Below are 8,952 nucleotides of genomic sequence, written 5' to 3' on the forward strand. Positions count from 1 at the left end.
AAAGTGCATATTGCATCCAAATGAAAGATGAAAAAATCCCCTGACTTATAGCCAGGGGATTTTCAAACTTGGTCTATTAAACAGTTAGAGAATTATTTTTTAGGCGAGATCAGCATCATCATGTTTCGTCCTTCTTTTTTAGGCGCTTGTTGAAGCTCACCAAAAGGCTCCAGATCTGTTGCCATTCGCTTGAGCAAATCTTCTGCTAGGTCGCTGTGTTGAATTTCTCGACCCCGGAACATCACAGTCGCTTTGACTTTATCGCCATCTTTCAAAAAGCGCTCTGCTTGCTTAACACGCACGTTGTAGTCGTGTTCTTCTATTTTGTAGCGCATCTTAACTTCTTTGACATCAGCCGTATGCTGCTTTTTCCGGGCTTCCCGCGCCTTTTTTTCCTGTTCAAACTTGTATTTCCCGTAATCCATAATCCGACAAACTGGCGGGTCAGCTTTATCGCTGATTAGCACCAAATCTAGCTCTTTTTCTTCTGCTAGTTGTAGTGCTTCCTGTGGGGGCATAATTCCCAGTTGGCCACCGTCAGTGTCAATGACCCGAATTTTCGGGAAGCGAATTCGTTCGTTAATTTGGGGCAGATCGCGAGTTCTTTTCTTCTCAATCACAGCCATTATGATTTGTAGGAGCTCTTAAATGAGGGATTTGGTGTGGTCTAAATTGGTATGCCTCAGAGGCAAAATACAGAAGTAACTCAGGACTGAAAACATAGTCTCCAGTTCTAGGGTAACTAATCTATAAAATAGTTGCCTCGTTGTATTTGTCATTTTACTCAGTCTGAGAGAATTTCTTTGCAATAGTTAATCTAAATTAGACAACCTAGACTCATATTAAATATTATTACAATTATTTAGCAAGGCTTTTTGCGATGGCGTAACCGCCCACCGTAGGCGATCGCATTGAGTCACATAATCAGGACTAGCCCTTGAGCGTTTTGTGAAAGAAAGTCCAGTATAGGCGGCGATGGTTCGTGGCGTTTAACTGTTCTGATGTTAATTTTGGCATTTCGTCAAACTTGCCAAGTCTGGCGAAAATACCCCCTTGCGCCATTACCTAGCAAGACTACACCGAAAAACACTCTGCTATTTTAAATCTGTGAATATACTTAAACATTCAATTCAATTATTACTTTATTATTTAAAGTATAGAGAAATAGCCGTGTTTTTATGATTTGACTATAAGTGAATAGACGATAAACTTATCCGTTGAGATGACAAACCTATAATAAAACTCTCAGTTAAATACTTTTTAATTAGCCGACCAAGAATCTTAATTCCATGTTCAATATCCTCTGGTGTTTGGCAAAAGTTCAAGCGCATTGCTGGATACCCTTGTCCTAGAAAAAATGCAGCACCACTAGCAACAAGGACATTATGAGATAAGGCTTCAGAGCAAATTGCTTGAATAGGTAAATAGTGTGGCAGATGAGTCCACAAAAATAAACCACCTTTCGGAATTGTCCAGGTGATAGCTTCGGGAAAATAGCTTTCCAGAGCTTGCAACATCACATTGCGACTTTGCAGGTTATTAATACGTAAACGATTCAAGTGACGGCGGTAATGTCCCGATGCTAAAAATTCACTCACAATTACCTGAGATACTGTAGAAACATGCAAGTCATTGAGTAATTTCTGCTTTACCAAAGATTGATGATGCTCACCTGTCACCACCATATAACCAACTCGTAGTCCAGGCATTAAGGTTTTTGAGAATGTACTAATGTAAGTGACCAAATCATAACGATCGAGTACCTTGATGGGAGGAGGAACAGGTTGAAAGTTTAACCCTTCGTAAGCATTATCTTCCAAAATAAAACACTCGTATTGTTGTGCCAATTTTAATAAATCTTGCCGATGAGTTTGAGAAGTTGTAATACCTGTTGGATTATGTAAAGTACTGATGGTGTAAATTAATTTTGGTCGGTGACTTTTGAGATACTGCTCCAACAATTCTAGATTCATTCCCTCCACCGTCATCGGAATTCCTATGACTTTGGCCTGTAAATTTTCGAGGATTCCCAATGCTCCATGATAGGTTGGTGTTTCTACAATCACCCAGTCATCTTTTTGTAAGTAATATTGCATAGCTAAAGATAAAGCTTGCTGTGAGCCAGTGGTAATAATTATTTCTTCAGGAGAAACCTCTAATCCTTGTTGAACTAACATCTGAGCAATCAGTTGCCGCAGCATAAGTTGTCCTTGAGGGAAGTCTTCTCTAAAAAGGATATCTCCTGCATTAGCCAATGCTCGTTTTGTAACTCGTTGCAGGTTATCTGAAATGGAACTAGAAGGAAAACCGGAACTGAACTCAATAATATTTTGCTGTCGTCGAGCCTGAATTGAAGCTGTATATTGCTCGAAAAACGATCCTCCACCTTGTGAAATTATTACCTCTTGAGACGGGGCAAAGGTTGAACGCAAAGTTAGATTAGATAATACTGTAATTGTACGGTTGACAAAATAGCCTGAACCCTGGCGAGCATGGATGAGACCATCAGCTTCTAAGAGACTGTAAGCCTCAATGACAGTCAACTTGTTAACTTGAATATTTGTAGACATCACCCGAATAGAGGGAAGTTTTTGTCCATCTGATATTTTGCCAGATTGAATTAGACGACTGAGATAATTGCGAATCTGGAGATATATCGGGGTTGGTGAGTGCCGATCTAAAGGAATATTCACTGTGAAACTCTTCCTTCAGGATGATGTAAGGATTATAGGCACTATAAGGGATTTTTTTGTATTTGAACTGGTACAGTTGAGTGCAATTTGACTAGAACAGTTGTAAATACTGTGACTGTACCAGTCAAAATTGGACAAATCTGTACCTTCTCATTGGTATTTTTCCAAGCGAATCTAGAAAGTATCTGATGCTCGATTGAGCCAAGGAAACAATCCTTATGAAAATAGTTGATAAATGGTTGCGACTAAAATCAAAATTTCAAGAATCTTGGTATAGCTTAATTACAGTAATAGCAAGCAGTTCTCAGTTGCAAGTTTGGCAAAATCACCTTGCCAATGGGGATTGTTCTTGGCACGCCTACGATCCGATGACAGGACGTTCTGCTTGTTTTGGCTCTGAAGCTGAAATGCGAATATGGATTGAAACCCAGTATTATACCAAGTAAGTCAGCATGATCCGAAATTCAAATATTTACGGCATTAATCCAGAAACACTAGGACTAGGTTGTGGCTTTTTGGGTGTGCTGGGATTTAGCCTTACCTTACCAGCAACTCGTGCTGCCGTTGCTGACTTAGATCCGACTTTTGTCGGACTGGGACGTGCAGTAGTTGCTGGTGTTCTGGCAATGATTGTTTTGTGGATAACTCGTCAGCCTTTACCACTAAGCAAACACTGGGGGAGCTTATTAATTATTACAGCCGGAGTGGTTTTGGGGTTTCCATTACTATCAGCTTGGGCAATGCAGCAACTACCAGCGACACATGGTGCAGTAATTATAGGGCTTGTTCCTCTGGCAACTGCTATTGCTGCCACACTCAAAGGTAGAGAGCGTCCTTCCCAAAAGTTTTGGTTCGCTAGTATTTTCGGTAGTACAACCGTTGTTTTATTTGCTTTTACCTCTAGTACAGGACAAATTCAGGGAGCAGATTTGCTTTTGTTGGGCGCAGTGGGCGCAGCTGCTATTGGCTATGCAGAAGGAGGATGTTTAGCTCAGATTTTAGGAGGATGGCAAGTTATTTGTTGGGCTTTAGTCATAGCATTTCCGATTTTGCTTATACCTGTAACATACACAGTGTTTCAGCACGGATTAGTTGCTTCACCAACTGCTTGGTTGGGTTTTAGTTATGTCAGTATTTTCAGTCAGTTCCTAGCTTTCTTTGCTTGGTATCACGGGATGAGTATTGGTGGTGTTGCAAGGGTCAGTCAGATACAGTTACTACAACCGTTTTTGACAATTATATTTTCTAGGCTATTACTAGGTGAACAAATTACGCCTTTGATGCTAATAGTCTCTGGTATCGTAATTGCTAGCATAGCAGTAGGAAAACAGGCATTAATTGAACGCAAGATTTAACTAAGTTATCAAAACAGAATTCAGGGGTCAGGAGTCAGAATACAAGATTTTCTAATTGCCCTGAAATAAGAAGTTTTTCTCAACAGCCTCACGGCTCTATCAAATATATTAGCAATTAAGATGCGATCGCCAGAGCGATCGCTATCCAAGTTACCATTAATAATTATCCAGTTGGAAAATGTGCAGCCATCCTATCTGTTGCAGCTACAGTACCAACCAAAGTACCGTATATACTGTGCTTTATATAGAATCCTTTGTGAGTCAGCTTTTTGAGACTTAACGGGAAAAGTTAGATCCGACTCCAAGAGGGATAGTTTTGAACTTTAGTTCTAGGTATAGAGTTTTGTCGAACTCACATCAAGATACCGTTACAATAGGGTGCGTTAAACTAAAGTTTAATGCACCCTATTAGTAAATCAAGTGTCTCTCAAAAGTGCTTAATTTACACCAGCAGGGATCTTTTGAGTTTGAGTAATACCCGCTTTGCCATTCTCTGCCTTAATTTCTGCTACTTGCAGATGAGCTTCTAAGAACCAGAGTCGTTTGTCAATGGTGCGGGAAATTTCGGTGTAAAGGTCAGCAGTATCGAGGTCGCCTAATTCATCAGTTTTATCGATCGCTTGCCGGAGGTGTTTAGCATAAGATGCATAGCGATCTGCCAAGGCTGTCACATGGTCTTTGCCATCCAAAATATCTAAAGGATATTCTGGCAGGATGGAATTACTAGCTGCGGCGCGGACTGTTCCGAAAGCGTATCCACCTAAAGCTGTGACGCGTTCAGCTAACATATCGATGTACTCTTCCAATTCCCCAGCAAGTTCATCAAATAATAGATGTAACTGGTAGAAGTCAGTTCCTTTTACATTCCAGTGCGCTTGCTTTGCTTGGGTTTTTAGATCCGAAGTAGCTGCCAAGCTTTGGTTGAGAAGTACTACAATCTGTACTCGCGCTTCAGCGGGAATGTCAATACGAGTGGGGTACAAACGTGATGTAATAGTGTTGTCGCTCATAGTTCAACATTAATGCCTTTTGCATCTAACTTTACAGATTTTGGTTGTCTGTGCGAAACTCTCTGACGGCAGATTATATTAATGGCTGAATGTGTTACTGCTTATGACTATTAGTCAGATCCGATGGTTTTCTATGGTATTGAATGTACCACCAAAAAGGCGATCGCGGATATCATTATTCTGCAAAAAGTCATGGGGAAAACCCAGTTCAATTTGACTCACTTCATCTAATCGTTGCAGATGTTCTGGCGAGAGGCTGACATCAAGGGAAGCTAAGTTATCTTGAAACTGCGTTAACTTACGTGCCCCAACGATCGGAATAATCACACCACTTTGAGCGCGTAACCAAGCTAATGCTACCTGTGAAGGTGTATGGCCAATTTCTGTCGCAACTTCACTGACAACTTGCGCGATCGCTAAATTCTTTTCAGAAACTTCTCCCCCTAAACTCGCTACTCGCCCTTGTTCGCCACCTTCTTGACTGGGTTTGTTATACTTTCCTGTCAGCACTCCACCACCCAAGGGCGACCACGGCGTTACTGCTAAATCCAAAGCTTTTGCCATCGGGATCAAGTCCCGCTCTGGTGTTCGCTGAATCAAACTATACTCAATTTGGAGAGCGACAAACTGCGTCCATCCTTGATAATGAGCGATGGTATTTGCTTGGGAAACAATCCAAGCGGGTGTGTCAGAAATGCCGATGTAAAGTACTTTACCTTGACGGACTACATCATCAAGCGATCGCAAGACTTCTTCAATTGGTGTTGTGAAATCCCAAGCGTGCAACCAGAATAAATCAATGTAATCGGTATTCAGGCGTTTGAGACTACCTTCCAAAGATTGAATTAAATTCTTGCGATGGTTTCCACTGGCGTTCGGGTCGCCTTTCTTGTTATTCATCTGCAAAGGAAAGGAATATTTTGTTGCAACTACAAAGCGTTCCCGTTCTTTAGCAATCAACTCGCCGACAATTTTTTCACTGCTACCATCGGTATAACCGTTGGCGGTGTCAATGAAATTTCCCCCTGCTTCTACATAGCTATCAAAAATTTTCCGACTTTCGTCAACAGATGCACCCCAACCCCAATCTTCACCAAAGGTCATGGTTCCCAAAGAGAGTTCAGAGACTCTTAACCCACTTTTGCCCAAGAGTTTGTATTTCATAAATATTTTCTGATTAATGAAAAAACTAAGCAAATACCATTCCAAAAGCATGATAACTGGAAATCGACGGAATATTTGAGGACAAGTCTTTTAATATTTGTCTTGTCGTGCTATTTGAATGCAACGGTCACTTTGCAATACTACTCGATTAAGGCTAAAAATTGAAGAAGTCAGAATTCGGAATTCAGAATTCAGCAATCTTTCAGTGGGGGATTCAGACCCGCCACTGAATTATTGCACCACCAAATTTTCTTGTTTTATGGGGGTCTTAAACTCAGTTATTCAGACGAGCGCAGACTTGCTTGCCGTCGGCGCTATCCGCTTTTCGGTCAGAATACAAGAAGGGTATTCTGACGACTGACGCATGTATTCTGTTTAATAATATGAGAACATTGAAATTGAATATTTTTCTATAACTAGGTTTTTAAATTTACGAAACTCGGCTTCTGAGTTTTTTGATGTCTGCTAATGGTGCCATAGTCCATCTAGCTATGGCACCCGACCCTACAATCTAAAATTCAAAATCTTCTAGGTGATTACTTCGATAACTTGAGGGCCGTTAACGCCGTTTATTTTAGCAATTTCGACGGGGCCAAATTGCGAACTGCTACCATCTTTGTCGAAGAATACAGTCGAGCTACTAATGTCAATTCTAAAGCGTTGGTTAGGATTGGTGAAAGCACTACCGAGAGTTAATTGAGAACGTTGTAATAGCCCTACTACGAGTCCACCTCCGAATCCAGATGCAGAAACTTGGATTTTATCACCTTGAGATGCCTTTAAGTCATTGATAATATCGCCACCCTCTAAAGCACTGTTGTAACGGAAGATATCAGCTCCTGCTCCACCAGTTAAGATATCTCTACCCAATCCGCCAATTAGAATATCATTACCATCTCTACCATCAAGGGTGTCATTGCCCGAACCACCGTTTAGAGTATTGACTCCAGCATTCCCTGTCAAGCGGTCATCTCCATTCAGTCCATTGATTACATCGTTGCCAATAGTAGCGTTAAGAACATCGTTTAGAGGAGTTCCAGTGATATTAGCCATACTTGTTTATTAGATAATTGGTGTTTTAAGATACAAAGTCTGAAAATTAAGGATATACTTACATGTCGCAAGCATCCAGTATTTTCTTGTGCCAATGTGTGTACGAAAAAAGACTATATATTAAATAGGAATCAATACACAAGATTTTTTTGTTAAAAAATAAGAATACTAATTATTTTTAGTGGCGAGAGTAATTTATATATAAACATTTTATAGTCCTTGTTTGGAAACTATGATTGTAGGACTTTTCTGCTGTACAAAGGCATCATGATGTGCATTAAAAAATGGATTGTTTTAGGATTTTCTTAATTATCCTGCGATCGCAGACCATGCTGTAGGGGCATAGCAATGCTGTACAATAAGCCTACGTCAAGTCAAAACAAGACATAATGACCTACACCTCGCCCAAACTACTTACCTTCGAGGAATTTATAGCCCAATATGGTGACAATACACGCTACGAATTAATTGACGGACAACTAAGAGACATGGAACCTACAGGGCCACACGAAGCTGTTGCAGGTAGTATTACTGGTAGAATCTATGTCGAAATTTTTAATTCTAATTTAAACTGGCTAATTCCAAAAACTTGTCTGATTAAACCACCGGCGGCTGAAGCCACAGCACTGCGTCCTGATGTAATTGTTTTAGATAAAGCAGAACTTAGTAAAGAACCACTTTGGCAAAAAGAACCGATTATTTATAACGGCAATACAATTAAACTTGTTGCTGAAGTTGTGAGTACTAATTGGCAAGACGATTATGCAAGAATTATGGAAGAATACGCTTTTCTTAATATCCCTGAATATTGGATTGTGGACTTTCGTGGTTTGGGTGGTTTGCAGTTTATCGGCAATCCCAAACAACCCACCTTCACCGTTTGTCAGTTAGTTAATGGTGTGTACCAACAGCAACAATATCGCTTAGGAGATACTATTTCTTCTGATGTATTGACAAATTTACAACTTAAGCTCGACGACATTATGTATATTTGAACTGGGAACTAGTTCGGTAAGGCAAGAGCGATCGCTACAGTTTTCTAAGCTAGAATACCAAAGTTGTGTTTAGACACATCCGACAATTCAATTGCCAAAAAGCCTTTATTTTTATGAATTACTACGTAATCTACGACGGAAATTGTAATCTCTGCGTTACCTTAGTGCGATCGCTAGAAACCTTAGACCAAGGAAAGCTGTTTCGCTACGCTCCTATGCAAGATGAGCAGACACTTTTACGCTGGGGAATTTCAGCCCAAGATTGCGAACAGGGGATGATTTTAATTGATGGCAATCAACCTCAAAGACGTTGGCAAGGCAGTAATGCAGCAGAAGAAATTGGGCGGTTATTGCCAGCAGGAAGTATATTTGTAGACGCTTATCGAGCATTACCTGGGATGAAATGGGCAGGCGATCGCTTTTACGAACAAATCCGCGATAACCGCTACACCATATTTGGTAAACGTTCTAGTACTTATGAATCGTCATACTGTGTGGATGGTAGCTGCAAGCCGTAGGTAGTACAGCTGAGGGTATTCCCAGTCTGAAGCAGGAGGCAGGAGGCAGGGAAATGTATTGGCTTTGAGACAAATACGGATTATTTATCGTCGCACTTTCCGTTCAAAATAAATATTTTTCGCTTGAGCATAAATACATTTATTAGCTCGTAACCCTTGACTGT

At 40.5% G+C, this 8,952-nt stretch carries 9 protein-coding genes and 1 pseudogene; 5 read left to right on the forward strand and 5 right to left on the reverse strand.

Features of this window, described 5'->3' with window-relative positions; all coding sequences use genetic code 11:
- Positions 1–92 precede the first annotated feature (92 nt).
- On the reverse strand, positions 93–626 hold the full coding sequence (gene infC / locus ACFE93_RS23025) for a translation initiation factor IF-3 (RefSeq protein WP_375476584.1): 534 nt from the start codon (positions 624–626) through the stop codon (positions 93–95).
- A 412-nt stretch (positions 627–1,038) separates the two neighbouring features.
- Between infC and ACFE93_RS23030 the strand changes: the two are divergent.
- A pseudogene (locus ACFE93_RS23030) lies at positions 1,039–1,182 on the forward strand (IS1 family transposase); the annotation flags it as partial.
- A 5-nt stretch (positions 1,183–1,187) separates the two neighbouring features.
- On the opposite strand, the gene ACFE93_RS23035 reads toward ACFE93_RS23030, so the two are convergent.
- Positions 1,188–2,693 (reverse strand): PLP-dependent aminotransferase family protein, encoded by a 1,506-nt coding sequence (locus ACFE93_RS23035; protein ID WP_375476586.1) that lies wholly within the window; start codon positions 2,691–2,693, stop codon positions 1,188–1,190.
- A gap of 218 nt (positions 2,694–2,911) precedes the next feature.
- Here ACFE93_RS23035 and ACFE93_RS23040 point away from each other — a divergent pair, with 218 nt between their 5' ends.
- Together ACFE93_RS23040 and ACFE93_RS23045 are read left to right on the forward strand one after the other, a co-directional pair.
- Entirely contained in the window at positions 2,912–3,139 is a 228-nt protein-coding gene (locus tag ACFE93_RS23040) for a hypothetical protein (RefSeq protein ID WP_375476588.1), read from the forward strand.
- 6 nt (positions 3,140–3,145) lie between these two features.
- Entirely contained in the window at positions 3,146–4,048 is a 903-nt protein-coding gene (locus ACFE93_RS23045; protein ID WP_375476590.1) for a DMT family transporter, read from the forward strand.
- Positions 4,049–4,485: 437 nt separating this feature from the next.
- Here the strand turns inward: ACFE93_RS23045 and dps are convergent, their stop codons facing one another.
- From dps to ACFE93_RS23060, 3 genes are all read right to left on the reverse strand, one after another.
- Positions 4,486–5,058, reverse strand: a complete 573-nt coding sequence (dps, locus tag ACFE93_RS23050; protein WP_375476592.1) for a DNA starvation/stationary phase protection protein Dps — start codon at positions 5,056–5,058, stop codon at positions 4,486–4,488.
- 114 nt (positions 5,059–5,172) lie between these two features.
- Positions 5,173–6,222, reverse strand: a complete 1,050-nt coding sequence (locus tag ACFE93_RS23055; protein ID WP_375476594.1) for an aldo/keto reductase — start codon at positions 6,220–6,222, stop codon at positions 5,173–5,175.
- 528 nt (positions 6,223–6,750) lie between these two features.
- Positions 6,751–7,275 carry a calcium-binding protein gene (locus ACFE93_RS23060; protein WP_375476596.1) on the reverse strand — a complete coding sequence of 175 codons (525 nt, stop codon included), beginning with the start codon at positions 7,273–7,275 and terminating at the stop codon, positions 6,751–6,753.
- 389 nt (positions 7,276–7,664) lie between these two features.
- Here ACFE93_RS23060 and ACFE93_RS23065 point away from each other — a divergent pair, with 389 nt between their 5' ends.
- Positions 7,665–8,270 carry a Uma2 family endonuclease gene (locus tag ACFE93_RS23065; protein WP_375476598.1) on the forward strand — a complete coding sequence of 202 codons (606 nt, stop codon included), beginning with the start codon at positions 7,665–7,667 and terminating at the stop codon, positions 8,268–8,270.
- A gap of 113 nt (positions 8,271–8,383) precedes the next feature.
- A complete protein-coding gene (locus ACFE93_RS23070; protein WP_104908862.1) occupies positions 8,384–8,788 on the forward strand; it encodes a thiol-disulfide oxidoreductase DCC family protein in 405 nt (134 codons plus the stop codon).
- Positions 8,789–8,952: the final 164 nt, after the last annotated feature.

This window comes from uncultured Nostoc sp. (assembly GCF_964247315.1).
Classification (GTDB): domain Bacteria; phylum Cyanobacteriota; class Cyanobacteriia; order Cyanobacteriales; family Nostocaceae; genus Nostoc.